The organism is Planobispora longispora (genome assembly GCF_016863135.1).
GTDB classification, from domain to species: Bacteria; Actinomycetota; Actinomycetes; order Streptosporangiales; family Streptosporangiaceae; genus Planobispora; species Planobispora longispora.
Genome location: NZ_BOOH01000019.1, coordinates 530,971 through 552,018 on the forward strand (window position 1 = coordinate 530,971; position 21,048 = coordinate 552,018).

At 71.8% G+C, this 21,048-nt stretch carries 22 protein-coding genes; 7 read left to right on the top strand and 15 right to left on the bottom strand.

Annotated elements, in window-relative coordinates:
* Window position 1: 1 nt before the first annotated feature.
* On the bottom strand, window positions 2-1,588 hold the full coding sequence (locus tag Plo01_RS13650) for an antibiotic biosynthesis monooxygenase (RefSeq protein WP_203890905.1): 1,587 nt from the start codon (window positions 1,586-1,588) through the stop codon (window positions 2-4).
* A 226-nt stretch (window positions 1,589-1,814) separates the two neighbouring features.
* Between Plo01_RS13650 and Plo01_RS13655 the strand changes: the two genes are divergently transcribed.
* The 3 genes from Plo01_RS13655 (at window position 1,815) to Plo01_RS13665 (ending at window position 4,231) form a co-directional block, all read left to right on the top strand.
* The gene (locus Plo01_RS13655) at window positions 1,815-2,459 is read left to right on the top strand and encodes a sigma-70 family RNA polymerase sigma factor (RefSeq protein WP_203890906.1); all 645 of its coding nucleotides are present in this window, start codon (window positions 1,815-1,817) and stop codon (window positions 2,457-2,459) included.
* 98 nt (window positions 2,460-2,557) lie between these two features.
* Window positions 2,558-3,250 (top strand): DUF5667 domain-containing protein, encoded by a 693-nt coding sequence (locus Plo01_RS13660; RefSeq protein WP_203890907.1) that lies wholly within the window; start codon window positions 2,558-2,560, stop codon window positions 3,248-3,250.
* A 114-nt stretch (window positions 3,251-3,364) separates the two neighbouring features.
* Entirely contained in the window at window positions 3,365-4,231 is an 867-nt protein-coding gene (locus tag Plo01_RS13665) for an HAD family hydrolase (RefSeq protein ID WP_203890908.1), read from the top strand.
* Window positions 4,232-4,390: 159 nt separating this feature from the next.
* Here Plo01_RS13665 and Plo01_RS13670 read toward each other — a convergent pair whose 3' ends face one another.
* The 7 genes from Plo01_RS13670 to Plo01_RS13700 all read right to left on the bottom strand — a co-directional run bounded on the left by Plo01_RS13670 (window position 4,391) and on the right by Plo01_RS13700 (window position 10,516).
* Window positions 4,391-5,431, bottom strand: a complete 1,041-nt coding sequence (locus tag Plo01_RS13670) for an alpha/beta fold hydrolase (protein WP_203890909.1) — start codon at window positions 5,429-5,431, stop codon at window positions 4,391-4,393.
* A 213-nt stretch (window positions 5,432-5,644) separates the two neighbouring features.
* Window positions 5,645-6,565 carry a lysophospholipid acyltransferase family protein gene (locus tag Plo01_RS13675; protein WP_239316243.1) on the bottom strand — a complete coding sequence of 307 codons (921 nt, stop codon included), beginning with the start codon at window positions 6,563-6,565 and terminating at the stop codon, window positions 5,645-5,647.
* Window positions 6,566-6,676: 111 nt separating this feature from the next.
* The gene (locus tag Plo01_RS13680; protein WP_203890911.1) at window positions 6,677-7,702 is read right to left on the bottom strand and encodes an NAD-dependent epimerase/dehydratase family protein; all 1,026 of its coding nucleotides are present in this window, start codon (window positions 7,700-7,702) and stop codon (window positions 6,677-6,679) included.
* A 23-nt stretch (window positions 7,703-7,725) separates the two neighbouring features.
* A complete protein-coding gene (locus Plo01_RS13685) occupies window positions 7,726-7,824 on the bottom strand; it encodes a 30S ribosomal protein bS22 (protein ID WP_018654693.1) in 99 nt (32 codons plus the stop codon).
* 214 nt (window positions 7,825-8,038) lie between these two features.
* Window positions 8,039-8,242: a helix-turn-helix domain-containing protein gene (locus tag Plo01_RS13690; RefSeq protein WP_026214222.1), complete on the bottom strand. Its 204-nt coding sequence runs from the start codon at window positions 8,240-8,242 to the stop codon at window positions 8,039-8,041.
* 322 nt (window positions 8,243-8,564) lie between these two features.
* Window positions 8,565-9,356, bottom strand: a complete 792-nt coding sequence (locus Plo01_RS13695; RefSeq protein WP_203890912.1) for a phosphatase — start codon at window positions 9,354-9,356, stop codon at window positions 8,565-8,567.
* Window positions 9,353-10,516, bottom strand: coding sequence for an acetoin utilization protein AcuC (locus Plo01_RS13700; RefSeq protein WP_203890913.1), 1,164 nt, complete (start codon window positions 10,514-10,516; stop codon window positions 9,353-9,355). Before Plo01_RS13700 ends, Plo01_RS13695 begins: the two co-directional genes overlap by 4 nt.
* 157 nt (window positions 10,517-10,673) lie before the next feature.
* Between Plo01_RS13700 and Plo01_RS13705 the strand changes: the two genes are divergently transcribed.
* Together Plo01_RS13705 and Plo01_RS13710 are read left to right on the top strand one after the other, a co-directional pair.
* Window positions 10,674-11,864: a sensor histidine kinase gene (locus tag Plo01_RS13705; RefSeq protein ID WP_203890914.1), complete on the top strand. Its 1,191-nt coding sequence runs from the start codon at window positions 10,674-10,676 to the stop codon at window positions 11,862-11,864.
* Between the two features lie 62 nt (window positions 11,865-11,926).
* Window positions 11,927-12,586: a response regulator gene (locus Plo01_RS13710; RefSeq protein ID WP_203890915.1), complete on the top strand. Its 660-nt coding sequence runs from the start codon at window positions 11,927-11,929 to the stop codon at window positions 12,584-12,586.
* 29 nt (window positions 12,587-12,615) lie between these two features.
* On the opposite strand, the gene Plo01_RS13715 is transcribed toward Plo01_RS13710, so the two are convergent.
* Together Plo01_RS13715 and Plo01_RS13720 are read right to left on the bottom strand one after the other, a co-directional pair.
* The gene (locus Plo01_RS13715) at window positions 12,616-12,903 is read right to left on the bottom strand and encodes a hypothetical protein (protein WP_239316245.1); all 288 of its coding nucleotides are present in this window, start codon (window positions 12,901-12,903) and stop codon (window positions 12,616-12,618) included.
* 137 nt (window positions 12,904-13,040) lie between these two features.
* Entirely contained in the window at window positions 13,041-13,457 is a 417-nt protein-coding gene (locus Plo01_RS13720; protein WP_203890916.1) for a RelB antitoxin-like protein, read from the bottom strand.
* Window positions 13,458-13,683: 226 nt separating this feature from the next.
* On the opposite strand from Plo01_RS13720, the gene Plo01_RS13725 reads away from it, so the two are divergent.
* Together Plo01_RS13725 and Plo01_RS13730 are read left to right on the top strand one after the other, a co-directional pair.
* Complete coding sequence (locus Plo01_RS13725; RefSeq protein ID WP_203890917.1) at window positions 13,684-14,712, top strand: ABC transporter ATP-binding protein; 1,029 nt, start codon at window positions 13,684-13,686, stop codon at window positions 14,710-14,712.
* Window positions 14,709-15,455: an ABC transporter permease subunit gene (locus tag Plo01_RS13730; protein WP_203890918.1), complete on the top strand. Its 747-nt coding sequence runs from the start codon at window positions 14,709-14,711 to the stop codon at window positions 15,453-15,455. The genes Plo01_RS13725 and Plo01_RS13730 overlap by 4 nt, the downstream gene beginning before the upstream one ends.
* Before the next feature lie 131 nt (window positions 15,456-15,586).
* Here Plo01_RS13730 and Plo01_RS13735 read toward each other — a convergent pair whose 3' ends face one another.
* The 5 genes from Plo01_RS13735 to Plo01_RS13755 form a co-directional block, all read right to left on the bottom strand.
* Window positions 15,587-16,771, bottom strand: coding sequence for an ABC transporter permease (locus Plo01_RS13735; RefSeq protein WP_203890919.1), 1,185 nt, complete (start codon window positions 16,769-16,771; stop codon window positions 15,587-15,589).
* Window positions 16,768-17,523, bottom strand: a complete 756-nt coding sequence (locus Plo01_RS13740) for an ABC transporter ATP-binding protein (RefSeq protein ID WP_203890920.1) — start codon at window positions 17,521-17,523, stop codon at window positions 16,768-16,770. The genes Plo01_RS13735 and Plo01_RS13740 overlap by 4 nt, the downstream gene beginning before the upstream one ends.
* Window positions 17,520-18,938 (bottom strand): efflux RND transporter periplasmic adaptor subunit, encoded by a 1,419-nt coding sequence (locus tag Plo01_RS13745; protein WP_203890921.1) that lies wholly within the window; start codon window positions 18,936-18,938, stop codon window positions 17,520-17,522. Before Plo01_RS13745 ends, Plo01_RS13740 begins: the two co-directional genes overlap by 4 nt.
* 94 nt (window positions 18,939-19,032) lie before the next feature.
* Window positions 19,033-20,274, bottom strand: coding sequence for an MFS transporter (locus tag Plo01_RS13750; RefSeq protein WP_203890922.1), 1,242 nt, complete (start codon window positions 20,272-20,274; stop codon window positions 19,033-19,035).
* 90 nt (window positions 20,275-20,364) lie between these two features.
* The gene (locus Plo01_RS13755) at window positions 20,365-21,042 is read right to left on the bottom strand and encodes a response regulator (RefSeq protein ID WP_275415385.1); all 678 of its coding nucleotides are present in this window, start codon (window positions 21,040-21,042) and stop codon (window positions 20,365-20,367) included.
* Window positions 21,043-21,048: the final 6 nt, after the last annotated feature.

The window sequence follows — 21,048 nt, forward strand, 5'->3', positions numbered from 1 at the left end:
ATCAGAGCCTGAACGCCGTCGGCAGGGGCAGCACCTTGGCGGCGTTCACGTTGAGCTCGATGACGTTCGTGGCGAGCACCATGTTCTGCCGCTCCGCGACGAACCGCTCGGCGTGCGGCTGCCGCTGGTGCTCGGCGTAGGCGACCTCGTCCCGGTAGATCTCGTAGATGATGCGCTGGAGCGGGGCCGACTTCACCGAGTGGCAGGTGTAGATCAGGGTGTCGGGCTCGTTCTGGCGGACGGCCTCGACCGTGTCCTCCGCCAGCCGGTCGAACCCCTCGCCGGTCCCGTCGATCAGGGTGAAAACCGTCAGGAGCCCGTAGATGCTCGGCGACGGCCGCGTCGAGGCGTCCCCGCCCAGCCGCTCGGCGGGCAGGCCGTACGCCGGGCCCGGCGGGGCGCCGAACGCCTGTTCCGCGGGCATCGGGCGGAGGCTGTCGGCCTGCCGGGCGCCGTGGGAGGGGTCCGGCAGGCCGTACTCGTCGAGGGGGATGTTGTACTCGCCGGTCATCGGGCCGCCGGGAGCCGGATCGGCGGCGGGCATGCCGAACTGCCCGGTCCTCGGGAAGTTCCCGGCGCGGTCGTCGCCGCCGGGCCGGTCGGAAGCGGGCATGCCGTACTCGCCGGCCATGAAGGTGCCGGTGGCGGGACCGTCGAACGGGTCGTCCTGGGTGGGGGATCCCTGCCCCATGCGCGCCGCGTAGTCGACGTTCCGCTCGCCCGCGCGGTACTCGGCGACGAGGTCGCCGAGGCCCGAGCGGCGGGAGGACTGCTCCGGCACCATCGGGGAGGCCTGGTCGGCCGGCATGCGCCGTCCCGCGACCTGGACGTCGTTGTGCTGGTCGGGCGCCGGACGGCGGCTGGGGCGCCGCTCCTCCCAGTCGTCCTCGTCCTCGAAGTCGTCGTCATCGTCCTCGTAGGGCGCGAGGGGCCGCAGGACGGCGTACCAGACGGCGGCGGTGACGACCAGGAGCAGCACGGCCACGACCATGCCCGGGACCGTGAAGGTGAAGGCCCCGATCATCGCCAGGCCCGTGGGGCCGACGACCAGGAGCGCGTGCATGTTGTCGGTGTCGTAGTCGTCGCCGTCGCGCCAGCGCAGCACGGAGAGCGCGATCCCGCCGAGCAGGACCAGCGCGGCGATCACGTGGACGGCCGTCAGGAGGTAGGACGGGGGCAGGTCCCAGTGCTCACCGGCGACCGGGAGGGCCTTGCCGAACGACTCCTCCTCGGCGAGGGGGTCCAACGTCATGATCACTGATGCCACGACGGTGAGGCCGCCCCCCAGCAGCCACGCGCCGAACTTGGCGGCGGACTTGCGGGCCAGCAGCTGGACGACTCCGACGGCCAGCCAGAGGGGGGCCAGCATCGATCCGGTCAGCTGGTACACCCGGAATGTGACCGCCCCGAATCCGATCAGATGACCGGCGGCGACTACGCCCAGTGACACGAAAAGCGCTGCGGTCGTGACACTCCAGGCGATCAGCCAGCCCTTGGGCTCGCTGCGGAGCCGGCTGATGAGGGCGACCGTGGCGATGGCGGCGAGCACGGCTCCGACGGACGCGATGACGGCGACAAGGACTTCCATGGTGCCTCCAATGCTGCCGGACATTGCCCTCCGACCGGTAGCCGGGCGTACGGCCCGGCCCTGACGTGCGGCGGCCGGGCCGGAGGAGCCCGCCCCGCGGACACCCGGCCCCACACCGTATACGCCGACTACCCCCAGTCACGACAGTGCGAGGTGGATTGTGGAATTTCCTGATGATTTCTAGAGTGGGCGAGCACGCCGCACCCTTTCTCCCCAGGGATACCGGATGCCAGACACGTGGCCGTTCGCCGGAGCGCTCCCCGCCGCCACCGGGGTCGCCCGACCTACCCACAGCAACGATCTCCTCGTGCACGAGGACACGGCGGAGGAACTGCGCACGCTCGTCCTCCGCGCCAAGACCGGCGACACGGAGGCGTTCGGCGCACTCTACGACCGCTACCTCGACCTGGTGTACCGCTACATCTACCTGCGGGTCGGATCCCACCCGCTCGCCGAGGATCTCACGAGCGAGACCTTCCTCAGGGCGCTTCGCCGAATCACGGACTTCACTTGGCAGGGGCGTGACTTCGGCGCCTGGCTCGTGACCATCGCCAGGAATCTGGTCACCGACCATTTCAAGTCCGGCCGTTACCGGCTTGAAGTCTCCACGGCCGAGGTGTTCGAGACGCCGCTCGACGGTCCCCACATCCCGGAGAACGCCGTCGTCAGCGCGATGATCAGCCAGCGGGTGCTCACCGCCGTCCGCGCCCTCCGGCCCGAACAGCAGGAGTGCGTGGTCCTGCGGTTCCTGCACGGCATGTCCCTGGCCGAGACCGCGCTCATCATGGGCAAGAAGAGCGGCGCCATCAAGGCCCTGCAGTTCCGCGCGATCCGGGCGCTCGCCCGCGCGCTCCCCTCGGATCTCGGCTGACCATGACGACAGGGGCACATCGCGTAACCTCACGCGGCAAGCCATCGTTAGGCAGATAGCACCGATGGATCATCTTCCGGGGGCGGCAGGGAGCGTTCATGGGTAAGTGGCTGCCCGGAATCTCACGGAGCTCGCAACAGCGCATCCAGCGTCGGCTGTCGCGGCTCGGTACCCGCATGGGCGCCGCCCCCCGCCCGGAGTTCCGCGCCGATCTGCGGGAACGCCTGATGAACACGCCCCGGGAGAACTCCCTCCCCGCGGAGGAGGTTCCGGCCCCCCGCAGACCGCCGACCCATCGCAGACCTCCGGCCCGACGAAGGCCGCGCCTCCCCCTGTTCCCCCAGATCCTGAGCATGGGCCTGGTGACGGTCATGGTGGCCGCCGGCATGGCCACCTACGAGTCGGTGCCGGGCGACACGCTCTACCCCCTCAAACGCGCCGCCGAGAACACCCTCCTCGAGATGAGCGCCGACGACGCGGAGCGGGCCGACCGCGAGCTCAGATCCGCCTCCGTCCGGGCCCGAGAGGTCGAGCAACTGCTCGGATCCGCCGCGCGGGGCGGCAGCCTGGTCGGCGAGACCCTCAAGGAGATGGAGGACACCACCCGGTCCGCGATCACCTCCCTCACCCGGGTGCAGCGTCGCGACGCGGCGACCAGGGGCACCATCCGGCGCTTCGTCCAGGAACAGCGCAACCAGATCGAGGGGATGCTCCCCAAGATGGACGAGGAGGACCAGCGCAGGGCCAGCGGCTACCTCAACTACATCGAGGGATTGACGGCCCCCGGCTGACGGGGGGGTGACGCCCGATTGGCACCCTCATGTGACGTTATTCGCGAAACGTCACACTCCGCTAACGCGATGTATACCGATTTCATCTACCTCCGCCAGTTAAGCTGAGGTGCTATGAAGCGGCTGATACGACGGCGGAGCGAGGCGCAGGCAGCCGGAGAGGTGGCGGCCGCGGCGGCCATCGCGATGCCGATGGCCGACCCGGACCCGACCGCGGCGGCCTTCTTCGACGTCGACAACACGATGATGCGCGGCGCCTCGATCTACCACTTCGCCCGCGGCCTGGCCTCCCGCGGCCTGTTCACCAGCAAGGACCTGCTCAGGTTCGCGCTCGGCCAGGCGGTCTTCCGGGTCCGCGGGGACGAGAACCCCGAGCACATCGCCAAGGCGAGGGAGACCGCGCTGGCGTTCGTGGCGGGCAGCAAGGTCGACGACATCATCCGCCTCGGCGAGGAGATCTACGACGAGGCCATGGCCGACCGCATCTGGGCCGGCACCCGCGCCCTCGCCCAGAGCCACCTGGACGCCGGGCAGCGCGTCTGGCTCGTCACGGCCACCCCGGTCGAGCTCGCCCGCGTGATCGCCCAGCGCCTCGGCCTGACCGGCGCCCTCGGCACCGTCTCCGAGACCGTGGACGGCGTCTACACCGGGCGCCTGGTGGGCGACCTCCTCCACGGCCCGGCCAAGGCGGAGGCGATCCGGGCCCTGGCCCGGCGGGAGGGTCTCGACCTGACCCGCTGCTCGGCCTACAGCGACTCGGCCAACGACCTGCCGCTGCTCTCCATCGTCGGCCACCCCACCGCGATCAACCCGGACTCCGAGCTGCGCGAGTACGCCAGGACCAACAAGTGGGAGATCAAGGACTTCCGCACCGGCCGCAAGGCCACGATGATCGGCCTCCCGATCGCCGCCGGGGCGGGCGCCGTGGCCGGCGGCGTGGCCGCCGCCATCGCCCTGCGCCGCCACTACCGCGCCACCTGACCCCGCCGGGAACCCCACGCCCCGGCCTCGCGCCGTATGCCGCGCGCCCCGGCCCCTGCCGGAAACCACACGGTCCCACCCCGGGCTGTACGCCGCGCGCCCCGGTCCCACCGCCGCCCCGCCTCCGCTCCTGCCCGGCGCCGGTGCGGCGAGGGGTGGTCAGGCGGTTTCCGGCGCCGCCGTACGGCGCACGGCGCGGTCGAACAGGTCCTCCAGGGCCGCGTTGACGATCTCGGGGCGTTCGAGGCCGATCATGTGGCCGGCCCCGGGGACGACCTGGAGGCGGGCCCCGGGCAGGGCGTCGGCGATGCGGCGGCTGTGCGCCTGCGGCGTCATCCGGTCGCGTGAGCCCACCATGACCAGGGTCTCCACCGAGGAGAGCCCGGCCAGCGCCTTCAGCTTGTCGTGGACGAGGAAGTCCCGGTAGAAGCCGACCATGACCTCGGTCGGCGTGGCCACGGCCATGTCGTTGACGAACCGCACGTGGTCGCGGCGCGCGCCGGGCCCGAAGGCCACGTAGCGGGTCACCGGAAGGTTGGTGCGCGTCTTGATCGCGACCCTGCGGTCGATGAACGCGGCCCGGGCGAGCAGGCGGTCGAACATGATCGGGGTGACGACGGGCGCGAGCCGCCCGATGGGTCCCGGCAGCCCGAAGGTGCTGTCCCGCAGCCGCCCCGGCGACGTGCTCAGCAGCGCCACGCCCGCGACCCGCCGGGCCAGCGTCCCGGAATGCCGCCCGGCGAAGGCCATGATCGTCATTCCGCCCATGGAGTGCCCGACCAGCACCACGGGCAGCCCCTCGGGCACCGCCTGCTCGATCACCGCGGCCAGGTCGTCGCCGAGCCGGTCGATCGTGCACTCGTCGAACGCCCCGCACGCCGAGCCGCCGTGCCCGCGCTGGTCGTAGAAGACCAGGGTCGCCCGGCCCTTGAGCGCCTCCCGCTGGAAGTGCCAGCAGTGCCGGTTCATCAGCCAGCCGTGCGCGAACACCACGGCGAACTCCGGCGCCTCGGCCTCCTCCACGTCCACCGCGAGCTGGACGCCGTCGCCGGTGGTGACCGTGACCGGCCGCCCCCGGTGCCCGCCGAGGCTCTGGCGGACCTCCCGGACGCGCCCCTCCCGCCGCCGGGCGACTCCCACTGCCGCCCCGACCGCCAGTCCGGCGATCGCGGCTCTCATCGCGGTACGGCGTGCGCCCATGGCCACTCCCACGGCTCGGAAGCTCGATGCTGACCACACCATACCGGCCGAAAGCACGCGTTGTTAGACGCGGAGACTAATAAAAATCCGTCACGTGGCACTCATCGAAAGACCAGAAGGCGGCGGCGCCCACCGGGCACCCGGATGACGACGCTCACCGGGCACCCGGAGGGCGGCGCTCGGCGAACGGCCGGGGGGACGGCGGGGAACGATTCAGAGGAACGGCGGGAAGGCGTGCCCCCGGCGCAGCCGCAGCTCGTTCAGCTGCTGCTGGATGACCTCGCGGACCTGGTCGGTGAGGTTGAAGACCAGCATCGGGTCGTCGGCGTCGGACGGGTCGTACTCGTCGGTGCGGATCGGCTCGCCGAAGCCGATCAGCCACTTCGACGGGAGCGGGACCAGCCCGAGGAGGCCGAACCAGGGGAAGAGCGGGGTGATCGGCAGGTACGGCAGGCCCAGCGCCCGGGCGAGGAAACGGAGATCACCGATCTTGGGGTAGATCTCCTCCGCCCCCACGATCGCGCAGGGGACGATCGGGACCCCGGCCCGGATGGCCGAGGCGACGAACCCCCCGCGGCCGAACCGCTGGAGCTTGTACCGCTCCGAGAACGGCTTGCCGACCCCCTTGAACCCCTCGGGGAAGACCCCCACCAGCTCGCCCTTGCGCAGCAGCCGGTCGGCGTCCTCCCGGCAGGCCAGGGTGTGACCGGTCTTACGGGCGAGGTGGCCGAGGAGGGGCAGCTGGTAGACCAGGTCGGCGCCCAGGAGACGGAGAGCGCGCCGGTCGGGGTGGTCGTCGTGCAGGGCCACCTGGAGCATCAGCGCGTCCAGCGGGATGGTGCCCGAGTGGTTGGCCACGACGAGGGCGCCGGACTCGCCCGGGACGTTCTCGACGTCGACGGTCTCCGCGCGGAACCAGTGCCGGTAGAGCGGGCGCATGATCTCCAGCAGCACCTTGTCGGTGAGCTCGGCGTCGAATCCGAACTCGTCGACCTCGTACTCTCCCGCGATGCGGCGCCGGACGAACGCCAGCAGCTCGGCCAGGCGGCGGTCGTCCTCCGGGTCCAGCGCCCCGTCGAAGTCGGCGAACCCGCCCGCGCCGCGGGAGGAGCGGCCCCGATCGATGGGGATCACCTGGGCATCGTGGGATCCGCCGTGGAACCCGTTCCGGGACTCCTCGTGCGCACTGGCCATCTCGCTCACCCCGTCACCGTTCGGGTGCTCATCCCGCCGCCGTGCAGGCGCTTATCTCGTCACCATATGGGACAGCGCGTCCACCATCGCCGCGGGGAGCCCGCCGTCCATCCCGCGGGAGTGCAGGAAGTCCTCGAAGGCGGCGCTCGTGGAGAACTTGGGCTTCCAGCCCAGGGCCTGGACCAGGCGGGCGGTGTCCACCACCCTGCCGTGGCACATCAGGCGGAGCTGCTCGGGCGAGAAGTCCATCATCCCCGCCCCGCGCGCCAGGTCGCCGATGAGGCGGAAGGCCGGCGAGGGGATCGGGAGCGAGAGCAGCCCGGCCCGCCGGACGCACTGCGACAGCAGCAGCACGCCGTCCCCGGCCACGTTGAACGTGCCGGGGTGGTCTTCCATCGCCGTCCGGCGCAGCACCTCGACCGCGTCGTCCTCGTGGACGAACTGCAGCCGCGGGTCGAAGCCGAACACGGTGGGCAGCAACGGCTGGGAGAAGTAGCGCGTCAGCGGCGAGTCGACGCCCGGCCCCATGAAGTTGGCGAACCTGAGGGTGGTCACGCTCACGTCCCTGCGCCGCCTGGCGAAGCCGCGGACGTAGCCCTCCACCTCGGAGGCGTCCTTGGCGTAGCCGTGGGTGGGCGGCTCGCCGGGCTCGGCGTCCTCGGTGAAGACGGCCGGGTCTCGCGGCGAGGAGCCGTACACCGCCGTGGTGGAGCGCACGACGACGCGGCGGACCGTCGCGGACCGCTGGCAGGCGCCCAGCAGTTGCATGGTGCCGATGACGTTGTGTTCCTTCATGAGCGCGCGGCCACCGCTCCTCGGGGGAGCGCTGACCAGGCTCATGTGCACGACGGTGTCGATGTCGGCGGCCGCGATCACCTGGGCGATGTCGGGGCTGCGCAGATCGACGCGGACGAACTCCGTCCGTCCGAGAGGTACGCCGCCATCACGTGAGAGCGAGGGCGGCGGCACCGTGTCCACTCCGATGACCCGGCCGATGTCCGGGTCAGCCGCGAGAACGCTCGCCACTCGGGCGCCGATGTGGCGTGAGACCCCGGTGACGAGCACGGTGTGGGTCATCGACGCCTCGCAGATCCGCGTTGTTACTTCTTGTTACGCCGCTGGATGCGGGTCTTCTTGAGAAGCTTGCGGTGCTTCTTCTTCGCCATGCGCTTACGGCGCTTCTTGATCACAGAGCCCACGGGACCCCCAGGTAACTGGTAGCGGGTGTTGCCGAACCGGTGCGCGGAGCACACCGGTTCAACAGACTACCGGCGATCCGCGGTGGATCGCCCCCGGGGGACCCGAGTGCTCCGTCTCGCGGCACGCCTCGCGCACCGCTGCCTCGGTCACTACCTCGGTGGAGCAAGGGCCCTCCGGACTCCGGCCGGGCCGGAGAACCGGTCAGGGCTCGCTTCAACCTGCCTCGATGTAGGCCTCCCTGAGGTAGTCGTGCACCGCCTGCTCAGGCACTCTGAAGGATCGGCCGACCCGGATGGCCGGCAGCTCACCCGAGTGCACGAGCCGGTACACCGTCATCTTGGACACCCTCATGACCGTGGCCACTTCTGCCACCGTCAGGAACTTCACCTCGCTGAGAGGTCTTTCGCCTGCACCCATCGGACGCCTCTTCCGCACGTGTTTCCGGGTTATCCCCACTGGTGCCATCGCTCACGCACGTCTACTGCCGTCAGCGTAAGGCGGGACTCCGAGAGAGCAAACCCCCTAGTTTCTCAGTCTTCGCAGTCCCATGTCATCGAAATACCGAAACTCGCTGGCCAGCGGCCGGCCCGACCCCCTCACCTCGATCTTGGAACGGACCAACCATTTCCCATTAGAGTCGCCCGCAATCACCAAAAAGTTGGCAAGCGGTGCACGAGATCCGTGGAATGCAGGCGCGAAAAGCCCGTATAGGGACGGCCGGATTGGCGTCCCCCCTGCCTCAGAGGCCGCTCACGACCCTCGCGAGCAGATGCCGGGTCAGCGGAGCGTAGTCACGCGGAAGCACGTTGTCATCGAGGGGTACGGTGACCGCGATCTTGCCCTCGGCCTCCCCGACGAACAGGGCCGGGTCGTTGCTGTCGGCGAATCCCACGGTGAGGATCCCGGCCTCCCCGGCCGCCCCCGCCCAGCCGTGATCGGCGATCACCAGGTCGGGGCGGTCGTCGCCCATCTCCGCGATCATGGCCTCCATCGGGGCCGCGTCGTGGGTGTGGACGAAGGCCCCCCGGTCGTCCAGCATGGCCACGTCGTCGAGGTAGCGGATCTTGCGCCTGCGGCCGAACCCGGAGCCCCAGTAGGACCAGTCCTCGGCCGGGCCCATCAGCGTCGCCCCCCGCTCGCGCGCCAGCCTGGCCAGCGCCATGTGGATGGTGAGCAGGCCCGTGGGGTGCCCGGTGGCCAGGAGGATCTTCGCGTTCCCGGCGCGGAGCACCCCGGCGATCACGTCGCCCATCGCCTCGGTCGCGTCGATCGTGCGCTCCGGGTCGATGGTGTCCTGGCCGTCGCGGTGCTTCGGATCGGCCACCACGCCGGCGGACTTGGCCATGAGCTCCAGGATGTCCCGGTAGGACCAGCCCTCTCCCATGGAGAGCCCGAACATGTGGCGGGGGTCGCGGTTGGCCAGCGACCGGTAGTGGTCGAGGTTGTTCTCCCGGCTGGTCGCCACGTCACCGGCGATCCGGGTCCGGATCAGATGCTCTACAAGATCTTCACGGGCGAGTAACGGCGTCACGGCAGTGGATCCAGTCCGTGGAAGGGGAACACGGCCTTCCTGGTCGCCAGGATGGCCCGATCGATGGGGTCCGCTGGATCATAACCACCGGCGAAGTCCTGAAATTCCGGGTTTCTGCCGTCGGTCATCCTCAGCGGCGGCGTCTGACCGGTCCGTTCCCTGACGAGCCCGCGCCACTCCGGCGGGGTGGCGGTGGCCGGGTCGAGCGGGCGCCCGGCGACCTCGGCGAGCAGGTGCGTCCAGGCCCGCGGCACGACCTGCACCAGCTCGTATCCGCCGCCCCCGGTCACGATCCACCGGCCGCCCGCGGTCTCGTGGGCGAGCTCGTGCAGCGCGGCGTAGGCGGCTCGCTGGCCGTCCAGGCTGAGCATCAGATGGGCCAGCGGGTCGAGCGCGTGGCTGTCGCAGCCGTGCTGGGTGACCAGAACCTCCGGGGCGAACTCCCGCAGCAGCGGCGGCACCACCGCGTGGAAGGCCCTCAGCCAGCCGCTGTCGCCGCATCCGGCGGGCAGGGCCACATTGACCGCGGTGCCCTCCGCGCCGCGCTCCTCGGGGAAACCGGTGCCCGGGAAGAGGGTCCGGGGACTCTCGTGGAGGCTGACGGTCAGCACCCGGGGGTCGTCGTAGAACAGCGCCTGCACGCCGTCCCCGTGGTGCACGTCCACGTCCACGTAGGCGACCCGGGTGGCGCCCTGCGACAGCAGCCAGGCGATGGCCACCGCCGGATCGTTGTAGACGCAGAAGCCGCTGGCGGTGCTCGCCATGGCGTGGTGCAGCCCGCCCGCGACGTTCGCCGCGTGCTCGGCCTCGCCCGTCCACACGGCGCGGGCGGCGGCCAGCGTGGCCCCGGCGATGAGCGCCGACGCCTCGTGCACCCCGGCGAAGGCCGGGTTGTCCTCGGTGCCGAGCCCGGCGGCCCGGTCGGGCCGCCCGGTCGCGGAGACCCGCTTGACCGCCTCGATGTAGTCGCGCTTGTGGACCAGCGCCAGCTCGTCGTCGGTCGCGGACGCGCAGCCGGTCATCTCGACCGCGTCGAGCACGCCCAGCTCCCGGGCGAGCGCCATGGTCAGCTCGACCCGGACGGGCGCGAGCGGATGCCCCGGGCCGAAATCGTAGGAGGTGAGCGCGTCATCCCAGAGGACCCGTACTGACCGGCTCATCCGCACTCTCCTCGCTCGCTCTTTTCCGGCGACGTTACAGTACGGCTTCCGCCTCGTCGCTCCCGGAGTGATCACGCGCCTGAAGTTCATATCCGACACATGATGGCGATATTCACGACACATCTACTCCGATCGCGACATGCCGTACTGTCGAGCCATGCGCTTCCCGGGCGTCGGCAGATCCTGGCGCAGAGCCTGGCAGACCCTCAGACGCCCCGCGGTGCTCGACGGCGCGCTGGCCGTCCTGGTGGGCGTGGCCGAGGTGACGGCGGTCAGGGCGCTGCTCCCCGCGGGCCACCCCGACCGGGGCCTCTCTGTCGCGATCGCCGCCGCCGGCGCCGTCCCGCTGATCGTGCGGCGGAACCACCCGGTCGCGGTCGCCCTCGCCACCCTGGCCCTCGATCTGCTGCACACCCTCCTCGGCCTGGGAGACCCGGCGACCCTGCCCAGCGTGATCGGGCTCTACAGCCTGGGTCGTCACGCGGCGGGCCGGACGGTATGGATCATCGCCGCGGCCGCCTCGCTCAGCTACCTGGCCGTCTACCAGCTGCAGTCCGGGGAGATCCCGGGCAACGTCTCCGTCCCGGTCCTCTCCCCCTTCCTGGTCGTCGGCCTGGGGCAGTTCCTCCGGCTCAGGGGCGAGCTGCGAAAACGCGGGCAGGAGCAGGCGGCCGAGGCCGCGGTCCGCGCCGAGCGCCGCCGCATCGCCCGCGAGCTGCACGACGTCGTGGCCCACCACATCAGCGTGATCAACGTGATGGTCGGCGCCGGCCGCACGACCATGACGACCGATCCCCGGCGCGCCCAGGAGGCCCTCGTCACCGCCGAGCGCACGGCCCGCGAGGCGATGGCGGAGATGCGGCAGCTCCTGCACGTGCTCCGCGCGGAGGACGGGGACGAGCCGGACAACCACGCGGGAGTCGGGGCGGAGGCCCTGCCGGACCTGGTCGCGCGGGTGGACGGCGCGGGGCCGCCGGTCGGGCTGGAGGTGACGGGAGAGGCCGTCCCGCTGCCCGCGGCGGTGGACCACGCCGTCTACCGGATCGTCCAGGAGGCCCTCACCAACACGCGCAAGCACGCCGACGGCGCCCGCGTCAGCGTCCGTCTCGCCTACCTGTCCGGCGCCGTCGAGGTGGAGGTCCTCGACGACGGGCTCGGCCGCCGGGGCGGCACGGCGCAGACCGGGTCCGGCTTCGGGCTGGGCGGCATGGCCGAGCGGGTCGCGCTGTGCGGGGGGCGGCTGCAGACGGGGCCGCGGCCGGAGGGGGGTTTCCGGGTCCATGCCTGGATCCCGGTCCCCGCGGTTCAAGATCCGGCGCCCTCGAAGGATCCGGCGTCCCCGAAGTAGAGTGCGTGATCGTCGAGGGAGGGCGCGTGACCGGAGAGCGGGTAATCGCCGGGGAAGAGTCAGTGATCAAGGTTCTGCTCGTCGACGACCACGCCGTGGTGCGCACCGGGTTCCGCATGATCCTCGATGCCCAGCCCGACATGTCCGTCGCCGGCGAGGCCGCGGAGGGGGCGGAGGCCGTACGGCTCAGCCGCGACCTGCGGCCCGACGTGGTGCTGATGGACGTGCACATGCCCGGCGTGGACGGCGTCGCCGCCACCCAGGAGATCACGGACGCCCTCCCCGGGGTGCGGGTGCTGGGATTGAGCACGTTCGACCTGGACGAGTACGTGGTGGCGATGCTCCGCGCCGGAGCCTCGGGGTTCCTGCCCAAGGACATCTCGCCCGAGGAACTCGTGGAGGGCGTCAGAACCGTGCACAGAGGCGAATCCGCCGTGGCGCCCCGGCTGCTCACCCGCCTGATCGGCACGTTCGTCCGCGCCTCCCGCCCCCGGCGGGAGCCCGTGCCCGACGAGCTCGACTCCCTCACCGACCGCGAGCGGGAGGTGCTCACGCTCATCGCCCGGGGGCACTCCAACGGCGAGATCGCCGAGCGGATCGACGTCTCCCCGTCCACCGTGAAGAACCACGTCACCAACCTGTTCGCCAAGATCGGCGCCCGCGACCGCGCCCAGGCCGTGATCGTCGCCTACGAGGCGGGCCTGGTCCGCCCCGGGTCGTGAGGGATCCTGTCCCCCGCATCCGGTCAGGGTTATCCGCCACCGGTCCAGAAGCGCTGCAGCCGGGCGATGGCGACTTCCCTGGTCATTTGAGCGACCTCCGCCTCCGGGAGTCCGACTTTGGCGATGAGCAGGTGGACGAGGTCGGCGGGGAGCGATTCGGCCGGGACGGGGGGAACTCCCCGATCAGGCTTCTCACCCTCCTTCACGCACTTCCAGAACTCATCCTCCGTGACGTCGAGCTGGTCACGGAGGATGTGAGCCCAGATGCCGCGGCCGTAGGAGGTCCGGTCCGGCGGATGGGAGATCCCGGTCCGCAAGATGCGACCGTCCGGAAGCCGGAGTTCGTACGTGATGTGGTGGGTCCCTGACCGTCCGCACGCGTCACGGACCCGGCTCCACCCCTCCATCAGGCAGAACCGTTCGTGTTCCTCTCTCGTCGCTTGAGGCCACGACGTCATGGCGCCTGCCCGGTCAGCCAGCGGCGGAGTTCCTCATCGTCGCTCAGCTCGATCAACTGGACCAGGCCCCAGTTCTCCCGGTGGTTGGGGGCATCGAGGAGGTGGTCCTGCCAGTCCTCCGCGTATTCACGGAGGGCTCCCACCATCTCGTCGATCGCCTCCTCGAAGGTGGCGCCGTCGGCCGCCACGGGCAGACCGGGAATGAACACCGACCACCCGCCGCCCTCGGCCACCACTTCGGCGCGGGACGGCGTCACGGCTGCCAGGAAGGCCCGCAGCCGCTCCGCGTCGACCACAGCCGCTCGAGTCTTGTCCCGCCGGACGGTGGCGGTCCAGCCGCGTGCCGCCGCGTCCAGAAGGCGCTTCAGATGCGTCCGCGCCTCCGTGTAGCTCTCATAGTGCAGAGACGCCACGGCTCCTCCTGAGGTCTCCCCGATCGTTTAAACGATAAGTACGTCAAGTACTTAGAGTACGTGAGCGGCCGAGAGTCGTCTGTCAACAGCGTCCCAGGCTCCGAGCGCGGGAATGCGGGCATAGGAGCGAGGTCCCAAGCGGAGGCGGGTGCCGTACTCCGCTCCCAGGTCGCAGACCGTTCCCCGGGCCGATGATTCGCGGCGGGGCGGCGGCGAGGCTGGAAGCATGATCGATGCAAGGGAACTCACCAAGCGGTACGGCTCGACCGTCGCCGTGGACGGGCTCTCCTTCGAGGTGCGCGGCGGTCATGTGACCGGCTTCCTCGGGCCCAACGGCGCGGGCAAGTCGACCACCATGCGCATGATGCTCGGCCTCGACCACCCGACCGAGGGCTCGGTCCTCATCGACGGCACGCCGTACGGGCAGCTCAAGCACCCGCTGCGCAAGGTCGGCGCGCTGCTGGACGCCAAGGCGGTGCACGGCGGGCGCACGGCCCGCGACCACCTGCTCTGCCTCGCGCAGAGCAACGGCATCCCGGCCTCGCGGGTGACCGAGGTCCTCGCCGTCACCGGCCTGACCGAGGTCGCGCGCCGCCGTGTCGGCGGCTTCTCGCTCGGCATGTCGCAGCGGCTGGGCATCGCCGCCGCGCTGCTCGGCGACCCGGAGATCCTGCTGTTCGACGAGCCGGTCAACGGGCTGGACCCGGAGGGCATCCTGTGGATCCGCACCCTGATGCGGAACCTCGCCGCCGAGGGCCGCACGGTCTTCGTCTCCAGCCACCTGATGAGCGAGATGGCCCAGACGGCCGACCACCTGATCGTCATCGGGAAGGGCAGGCTCATCGCCGACACGAGCACGGCGGAGTTCATCAGCCGCAGCTCCCAGGGCTACGTGCGGGTGCGCTCGCCGCGGCTGCCGGACCTCGCCCGGCTGCTCGACGGGGCGACGGGTGACGGGACGGCAGGCGGCAGGGCGGGAGACGGGACGGCCGGCGACCGGGCGGCGGGGGTGACCCTGCACGGCGACCACCTGCGGGTGACCGGCATGACCGCCGCGGCCGTCGGCGAGGCCGCGGCGGGAGCCGGGCTCGCGCTGCACGAGCTGGCCGAGGTCGCGCCGTCCCTGGAGGCGGCCTACATGGAACTGACCCGGGAGAGCACCGAGTACGCGGGCGCCGGGGAGGGCGCCGAGCGCGGAAGGACCCGGGAGGACGGCGAGTACGAGGACGGCGAGTACATGGAGGTGACGTCATGACCGGCGTGCTGCGCTCCGAATGGACCAAGATCCGATCGGTGCGGTCCACCGTGTGGACCCTGCTCGTCGCCGTGGTGCTGATGGTCGGCTTCGGTCTGCTGATCGCCGCCTCCACCGCGAACCTGGGCGAACGGTCCGCGCTCACCGACTCCACCATGATCAGCCTGTCCGGTTCCGCGTTCGCCTCGCTGGCCATGGCCACGCTCGGCGTCCTGGCCGTCGGCGGCGAGTACCGCACCGGCATGATCCGCACCACTCTGCTCGCGGTCCCCGGCCGCCTGCGGATGCTCGCCGCCAAGACGGCGGTCGTGGCGGCGGTGGCGTTCAGCGTGTCGCTGGCGGCGTCGTTCGCCTCGTTCTTCGCCGGGCAGGCCGTGCTCGGGGACAAGGCGGCGCGACTGGGCGATCCCGGGGTGCTGCGGGCGGTCGTCGGGGCCGCGCTGCTCATCACCGCGACCGGCGTCTTCGGCCTGGCGCTCGGCGCCCTGATCCGGCACATTCCCGGCGCCATCGTCGCGGTGATCGGACTGGTCTTCGTCCTGCCGCAGATGACCAACCTGCTGCCGGGCGAGTGGGGCGACACCCTGCAGCGGTACTTCACCACCAACGCCGGCAACCAGATCACCTACACCCGGGTCGCCGAGGGGCAGCTCGCCCCGTGGACCGGCTTCGCGGTCTACTGCGCCTGGATCGCGGTCACCCTGGCCGCGGCCGCCGTACTGCTCCGGCGCCGGGACGCCTGAGAGCCGGGAGAGCCGCCTGCGTGACCGCCGCGGCGCCGCAACCACTGCGCGCGCCGCGTGCGGCTGCGCGGAGGCTGTACGGCTGCGCGGAAGCTGTGTGGTTGTACGGCGTGCGCCGTACGATCGGGCGGCTACTCGGCGCGCAGGGCGATCACCGGGTCGAGCCGGCCCGCCCGGCGCGCCGGGGCCACGCCGAAGAACACCCCGACCGCGGCCGAGACGCCGAAGGCCAGCGCGACCGACCACCAGGTGACGGCCGCCGGGACCGGGGAGAGCGCCGCGATGAGCAGCGACCCGCCGACGCCGAGCAGGATGCCGATCACCCCGCCGATCGTGGTCAGCAGCACCGCCTCGATCAGGAACTGCGCCAGCACGTCACGTTGCCGGGCGCCCAGGGCCTTGCGCAGGCCGATCTCCCGGGTCCGCTCCCGGACGCTGACCAGCATGATGTTGGAGACCCCGACCCCGCCGACGAGCAGCGAGATGCCCGCGATGGCGGCGAGCACCCCGGTGAGCATGCCGAGCACGGTGCCGATCGTGCCGAGCAGCTGGGTCTGGGTGACGGCGGAGAAACGCTCCCCCGGATACCGCTCGGTGAGCGCGTCCACCACCCGCCGCTGGAGCGGCTCGATCTGGTCGGGCCCGGACGCGCCGACCGCGATCCCGTTGATCCGGGTGACGCCGAGCAGGCGCTGGGCCGTGGTGACCGGGACGTGGATCTCCTGGTCGCGGGCCACCCCGAAGGTCGCCCCGACCGTCTCGTAGACGCCCACGACCCGGAACCTGGCCCCGGAGACCGTCAGCTGCCTGCCGACCGGATCGACGTCCCCGAACAGCGTCTGGGCCACCTCCGAGCCGAGGACCGCCACTCTGCGGCGGGTGTCCACGTCGGTCTCGCCCAGGTGCCGTCCGCGGCGCAGCGGCCGGTCGAAGATGTTGGGCAGGTTCTCGTCGGTGCCGACGACCGTGACGAACGCCTCTCTCCTGCCGACCCGGACCGTCTCCCCCGAGTTGACGGAGACCGTGACCTTCGAGGGGTCGCCGACCACCCGGCGCACGTAGGCCACGTCGGCGAGGTCCAGGCGGCTCTGGGTGGGCAGCGCGCCGACGCCGAGCCGGCCGGGGACGACCAGGATGATGTTGCTTCCGAGTCCGGCGATCTCGCTCTCCACCGCGTTCTTGGCACCGGTGCCCACCGCGACGAGGACCACCACGGCCGAGACCCCGATGATCACTCCGAGCATGGTGAGGGCGCTGCGCAGGCGGTTGGCCCGCAGCGCCTCCAGCGCCATCCGGAACGCCTCCGCCGTCCTCACCCGGCCTCCACCGGCCCGGTACGGCCCTCGTCCCGCCCAGTGGCGCCGTCCGCCGTACCGGAGTCGTACTCGATCAACCCGTCCCGGACGTGGATCTGACGGCGGGCGTGGGCCGCCACCTCGGAGTCGTGGGTGACCAGGACGATCCCGACCCCGCGTTCGGCGTTGAGCCGGTCGAGGATGGCCATCACCTCGGCGCCGTTGCGGGTGTCCAGGTTCCCGGTCGGCTCGTCGGCCAGGACGACCCGGGGGTCGCCGACCAGGGCCCGCGCGATGGCCACCCGCTGCTGCTCGCCGCCGGACATCTGCGAGGGGCGGTGGCCGAGCCGGTTGCCGAGCCCCACCGACTCCAGCGCCTGGTGCGCCCGCCTGCGACGCTCGGCCCTGGGCATCCCCCGGTAGACCAGCGGGAGCGCCACGTTGTCCAGGGCGGAGGTCCGGGCGAGCAGGTGGAACGACTGGAAGACGAACCCGATGGCCTGGTTGCGCAGCTCGGCCAGGCGGGTGTCGGAGAGCGTCGAGACGTCCACGCCGTTGACCCGGAGGCTTCCCGAGGTCGGCCGGTCCAGGCAGCCGAGCAGGTGCATCAGCGTGGACTTCCCCGATCCCGAGGGTCCCACGATCGCCACGAACTCCCCCGGCTCGATCCGCAGGTCCACGCCGCGCAGCGCGTCCACCGAGACGCCTTCTAGCCGGTAGGACCGGGCCAGCCCCACCGCCTCGAACGCCGAGGAGGTCGCCGAGGAGGTCATGGGAGGGGCTGGCCCTGCTGTACGGTGTCGGCGCCGCGGACGACGATCCGCTCGCCGAGGGTCAGGCCGGACCGGATCTCGACGGTGGACTCGCCCTGCGCGCCGAGCCTGACCACCCGTCGCTCGGCCCTGCCGCCGCGGACCGCCCAGACGACGCTGTCCCGGCCGCTGGTGACGATCGCGGAGGACGGCACGGCGAGCGCGTGCGGCGATTCGCGGACCGTCAGGCGGACGACCGCGCTCATCCCCGGTTTGGGCGTCGGGGCCCTGCTCCCGTCGTCGAAGGCCCCCCGCCCCAGGGAGAGCTGGACCGGGTAACTGGCGCCGCCGGTCGTGCCCTCCATGGGCGTGACCCCGACCCCGGTGACCACGGCCGCGTAGACGCCGCCGGGCACGGCGTCGAACTCCGCCTCGGCCTTGATCTCCCGCCTGACCAGCAGCACGTCGGTCTCGTCCACGTCCGCCGAGAGGGTGAGCTCCGAGACGTCGGTGACGGTGACGATCGCGTCCCCGGCCGAGACGGGCACGCCGGTGGCGACCGGGGTCCCGGAGCCGGAGGGGCCGGACGCGCCGGACGCGGGCGCCTGCACGGCGCCGGTCAGTCCCTGCGGGAGCAGGGCGCTCAGGTCGGGGGCGCCGCCGGCGGACGTGCGGCCGAGGGTGACCACCCCGTCGAACGGGGCCTTGACCGTCAGCCCGTCCACGGTCCTGCGGGCGACCGCCACCGCGGCCTTCGCCTGGGACCGGGACGCCTCCTGGAGGGAGGCCATGGAGGTGCTCAGACCGCCGAGTCCCGAGCTCACCTGGCTGGTGATCTGGCCGAGCACCGTGCTGAGGGAACGGTTGAGCGATTCGGTGAGCCCGCGGGCGGCCTTGGCCAGCGCCTCCTGGTGGGCGCGGTGCTGGGCCTCGGCGGCGTCCAGGGTGGCGAGCAGCTGCCTGCGGACCTTGGGATCCTCGACCTCGCGGGCCGCCCGGCGGGCCTTGGCGAAGCCGCGCCGTACGCGCGGGTCGGTCTTCACGCTGAACCCGGAGGCGAGGCGGAGGGCGGGAGAGCCGCCGCCCAGGCGCGGAAGCGCCCCGGCGCGCGAGCTCCGCGAGCCTCGCGAGGCCGCCCGCTCGGCCGCGCGCGCCTGCCGCAGCTGCTCCTCCGCCTGCGGGGAGCTGATCTTCGCGAGGATCTGCCCCTTCTCGACCCGCTGGCCGTCCCGGACGTACAGCTTCCGGACCGTGCCCTGGGCCGGGGAGCGCAGCACGGCCGTGGCGCGGGCGGACACCGTGGCGGGGGCCTCGACGACCTCGGTGACCGGGGCGCGCTTCACCGTGTCGAGCCGGACCGGGGAGGGTTCCTCTCCGGTGCAGGCCGTGAGCAGGAGGATGAGGACCAGCGGGGGGATTCCGCGGCGGATGGTCACATGGCCCATCGTATGAGGGCAGTGATCCTCCTGCCGGGATTCGTGCCGATACGGAAGGGGGCCCGGGGACAGGTGCGAGATCCGCCGCGCGGGCTCACCCGGGGGTGATCCTGCGCAGTCTCCGGACCGCGGGGATCAGCAGCAGGCAGACGCACCCGCACACCGCCACGACCGAGGAGGAGACGAGCACCTCCCGGGCGCCCAGCCACCCGGCCAGCGGGCCGGCGAGGGCCTGGCCGACCGGGACGGCGATGGTCGAGCCGCCGACCTCGTAGGCGGTGACCCGGTTGAGCGCCTCCTGCGGCACGTGGGTCTGGATGCTGGTGGCCCACATGACCGACCAGAACGCCCAGCCCGCGCCGCCGATCACGTGGGCGGCCATGATGACCTCCAGCGGCGTCGCGGCGGCGATCGAGAGCGGCTCCAGGGTGAACCCGAACAGGCCGATCGCCCCGGCCGTCAGCGGCCGGGCGGGCCGGAGCCGCATCGCGACCAGGCCGCCGACGATGGTGCCGGCTCCGGAGGCGGACAGGATCAGGCCGTACGCCGCCTCGCCGAGGTCCTCGCTGACGAGCACCGAGCCGAGCGGGATCATCGGCCCGAACAGGGTGATCCCGAAGACCACCCAGATGAGGATCACGCTCCACATCCAGGTGCGGGAGCGGAACTCGTACCAGCCGTCCCGCAGGTTGCGCCACATCGACTCCTCTGCGGTCCCCGCCCCGGCGGGCGGCGGCGGCAGGCGGAGGACGAGCAGGCAGACGGCGCTGATCGCGAAGCCCACGGCCTCGATCGCGAACACCGCCCCGACCCCGGAGAGGGCGACGATGCCGCCGGCGACCGCCGGGCCGGTCAGCATCATGATCGCCTCGGAGACGCGCAGGGTCGCGTTGCCCCTCTGCACGTCCCGGGCGACGCGGGGAACGGTGCTGGAGACGCCCGGCTGGTACATCGCCGCCGCCACGCCCGCGACGGCCGACAGGGCCAGGATCTGCCAGAGCGGCGGGTGGGTGAAGGCGTACAGCGCCGCGAGGCCGCCCTGGGTGACGGTCCGGACCAGATCGGCCCCGATCATCATGCGGCGCGGCGTGAACTTGTCGGCGAACACCCCGCCGAAGAGGATGAGCACCGCGAACGGCCCCATCCACGCGGCCAGCGCGAGCCCGACGCCGGTCGCGCCGTACCCCAGGGCGTTCACTCCGAGCGCGGTCGCCAGCGGGATCATCGCGGCGCCGAGCATCGAGACGGAGCGGGCGGTGAAGAAGAGGGCGAAGTTCCGCGACCAGACCGCGGGCCCCGCCTGCTCCTCTTTCCCGGCGTGTACGGCCTGCGCCACCTTGCCCCCGTTCCCCTCGCGGTCCCGGCGGAAATGATGCCTTAGATCAGGAAAGTTTCCTAATAATTATCTCCCGCCCCCACCTGGAGATCAGGGGTTCCCGGGCGCCCGCGGGACGAGCAGCCGCCGGTTGAAGGCCTCGGCGACGGCGGCGGCGCGGTCGTTCACACCGAGCTTGGCGTAGATGTTCAGCAGGTGGCTTTTGACCGTGGCCTCGGTGATGAACAGCCGGGCGGCCGTCTCACGGTTGGTGTTCCCGGCCGCCATGAGTTCGAGGACCTCCAGTTCCCGCTGGCTGAGCAGTTGCGGCGCGGGCGTCTTGAGCCGGTTCATCAGCCGCGCCGCCACCGCGGGCGACAGCACGCTCTCGCCCTTGGCGGCGGCGCGCGCGCCGCGCAGCAGCTCTTCCCTGGGGGAGTCCTTGAGCAGGTAGCCGGTCGCGCCCGCCTCGATCGCCGGCAGGACGTGGGTGTCGGTGTCGTAGGTCGTCAGCACCAGCACGCGCGCGGCGAGGCCGAGCCGGGTCAGCTCGGTGATCGCGCTCAGCCCGTCCATGCCGGGCATGCGCAGGTCCATCAGGATCACGTCGGGCCGGAGCTCCCGGGCGAGCCGCACGGCCGCGGCGCCGTCCGCGGCCTGGCCCACCACCTGGAACCCGGGGGCGGAGGCGAACATGTTGCTCAGCCCGTCCCTGACGATGGGATGGTCGTCGGCGATCAGCAGCCGGATCACCGGCTCGTCGGCCGGCTCGGTCGTGTGGTCGGTCATGCGTCG

Excerpts from the sequence above, each read along its gene's own strand:
- Plo01_RS13740 (WP_203890920.1), bottom strand. The coding sequence starts at position 17,523 with ATGACCTCCTCGGCGACCTCCTCGGCGTTCGAGGCGGTGGGGCTGGCC.
- Plo01_RS13725 (WP_203890917.1), top strand. The coding sequence starts at position 13,684 with ATGATCGATGCAAGGGAACTCACCAAGCGGTACGGCTCGACCGTCGCC.
- Plo01_RS13755 (WP_275415385.1), bottom strand. The coding sequence starts at position 21,042 with ATGACCGACCACACGACCGAGCCGGCCGACGAGCCGGTGATCCGGCTG.
- Plo01_RS13690 (WP_026214222.1), bottom strand. The coding sequence starts at position 8,242 with ATGGGTGCAGGCGAAAGACCTCTCAGCGAGGTGAAGTTCCTGACGGTG.
- Plo01_RS13705 (WP_203890914.1), top strand. The coding sequence starts at position 10,674 with ATGCGCTTCCCGGGCGTCGGCAGATCCTGGCGCAGAGCCTGGCAGACC.
- Plo01_RS13665 (WP_203890908.1), top strand. The coding sequence starts at position 3,365 with ATGAAGCGGCTGATACGACGGCGGAGCGAGGCGCAGGCAGCCGGAGAG.
- Plo01_RS13730 (WP_203890918.1), top strand. The coding sequence starts at position 14,709 with ATGACCGGCGTGCTGCGCTCCGAATGGACCAAGATCCGATCGGTGCGG.
- Plo01_RS13650 (WP_203890905.1), bottom strand. The coding sequence starts at position 1,588 with ATGGAAGTCCTTGTCGCCGTCATCGCGTCCGTCGGAGCCGTGCTCGCC.
- Plo01_RS13680 (WP_203890911.1), bottom strand. The coding sequence starts at position 7,702 with ATGACCCACACCGTGCTCGTCACCGGGGTCTCACGCCACATCGGCGCC.
- Plo01_RS13655 (WP_203890906.1), top strand. The coding sequence starts at position 1,815 with ATGCCAGACACGTGGCCGTTCGCCGGAGCGCTCCCCGCCGCCACCGGG.
- Plo01_RS13670 (WP_203890909.1), bottom strand. The coding sequence starts at position 5,431 with ATGGGCGCACGCCGTACCGCGATGAGAGCCGCGATCGCCGGACTGGCG.
- Plo01_RS13700 (WP_203890913.1), bottom strand. The coding sequence starts at position 10,516 with ATGAGCCGGTCAGTACGGGTCCTCTGGGATGACGCGCTCACCTCCTAC.
- Plo01_RS13660 (WP_203890907.1), top strand. The coding sequence starts at position 2,558 with ATGGGTAAGTGGCTGCCCGGAATCTCACGGAGCTCGCAACAGCGCATC.